This window comes from Saccharomonospora halophila 8 (assembly GCF_000383775.1).
Lineage (GTDB): Bacteria > Actinomycetota > Actinomycetes > Mycobacteriales > Pseudonocardiaceae > Saccharomonospora > Saccharomonospora halophila.
The window spans coordinates 1,935-3,706 of record NZ_KB912481.1; the positions used below are offsets into that span (position 1 = coordinate 1,935).

1 protein-coding gene is annotated in these 1,772 nt (G+C 72.5%); it reads right to left on the reverse strand.

Annotated elements, in window-relative coordinates; all coding sequences use genetic code 11:
* A partial coding sequence (mtrB, locus tag SACHA_RS19625; RefSeq protein WP_083935742.1) for an MtrAB system histidine kinase MtrB occupies positions 1-1,731 on the reverse strand: 1,731 nt, incomplete at its 3' end.
* Positions 1,732-1,772: the final 41 nt, after the last annotated feature.

The window sequence follows — 1,772 nt, forward strand, 5'->3', positions numbered from 1 at the left end:
GTCGGAACGGTCCGGGTCGGTGGCCCCGGTGCCGGCCTCGGTGGCCCCGGTGCCCCCGGTGCCCCCGGGTCGGTCCCCGCGACCGTCGTGATCCCCGGTGTCGTCGCCGGAGCGCTCGGGTGGGTCCGGCGGCAGGCCCAGCGGGCTGTTCTCGACAGGTTCGTCCCGGGTGAGCGGCAGGGTGAGCCGGAAACACGAGCCGTGTCCCGGCTCGCCCCACGCCTCCAACTCCCCGCCGTGCAGGCGCGCGTCCTCGAGACTGATCGCCAGGCCGAGGCCCGTCCCGCCGGTCCGCCGGTTGCGCGACGGATCGGCGCGCCAGAAGCGGTTGAACACCAGTTCCGCCTCCCCCGGGCGCAGCCCCACACCGTAGTCCCGCACGGTGAACGCGAGGGCGTGGTCGTCGGCGGCCAGCCGCAGGCGTACGGGGAGGCCCTCACCGTGGTCGACGGCGTTGCCGAGCAGGTTCCGGAGGATGCGTTCGACCCGACGGGCGTCGATCTCGGCGTGCACCTCCCGGTCGGGCAGTTCCAGCTCGATCGGGCTGCCCGCACTGCCCGCGATGGCGCCGACCTGCTCGGCGGCCCGCTCCGCGACGGGCCGGACGTCGCCGCGCTCGGCGGAGAGGTCCTCGACACCCGCGTCGAGTCGGCTGATCTCCAGGAGGTCGTGCAGCAGCGCCTCGAACCGGTCCAGCTCGTCGACGAGCAGTTCCGCCGAACGGGCGAGCCCGGCCGGGAACTCCTCGCGGGAGGCGTGCAGCACGTCCGCGGCCATGCGCACCGTCGTCAACGGCGTACGCAGCTCGTGCGAGACGTCCGAGGTGAACCGGCGTTGCAGCTGCCCGAACTCCTCCAACTGCCGGATCTGCTCCTGGATGCTCGTCGCCATCCCGTTGTACGAGTCGGCGAGTTTCGCCAGATCGTCCTCCCCGCGCACGTCGAGCCTGCGGTCCAGATCCCCGTTCGCGAAGTCCTCGGCCGCCGAGGCGGCCCTGCGCACCGGGGTGACCACCTGGTGTGTGACGAGGTTCGTGATCGCCGCGAGCAGCACGAGCAGGGCCAGCCCCCCGACGAGCATGGTGCTCTGCACCGTGGTGACCGTCTTCTGGTCGGTGCTCAGCGGGAACAGCAGGTAGAGCTGCATCGGCTGGGTGGCCGAGGTGACCGGGGCGCCGACGGCGAGATAGGTCGAGTCTCCCGGCGGGGTGTGGAACTGGGTGGCCTTCTGATTGCCCTCGACGTAGTTGCGCAACCCGGTCGGGACCTTGTCGAACGGGCCCGCGTGGACGGGCTGCTCCCCCGCACGGTCCCCGTCACCCGCGGCCAGCACCGGCTCGAACGCGCCCGCGGAGGAGTTCTCCGTGTCCTGGGTGGCCAGCGAGTTGTTCGTGATGCTCTTCAGCGCGTTGTTGAGCCGGTTACGCAGGGCGTCGTCCCGGCCGGCCTCGCCGACGAGTTCGCTCTCGGCGGTGCGCACCGCGACCCGCAGCTGGTTGAGCGCCGCGCTCTCCTTGGTGTCGACGAGCCGGTCGACGATCTGGTTCTGCAGGACCATCCCGAGCACGAACACCACCGCCGACGACAGTGCCAGGGTGGACACGGTGACCCGGAAGCGCAGCGACCGCTGCCACAGGTCACCGAAAGCGGCCGAGACGCGCCGACCGTACGCGGCGGCCCGGCTGCTGACCGGGAGCACCGACCGCGCGGGCGAGACCGGGTCACCACTCATGCCCGGATCGCCGTCCCGCGGCGGGACGCACGCCGGGCCGG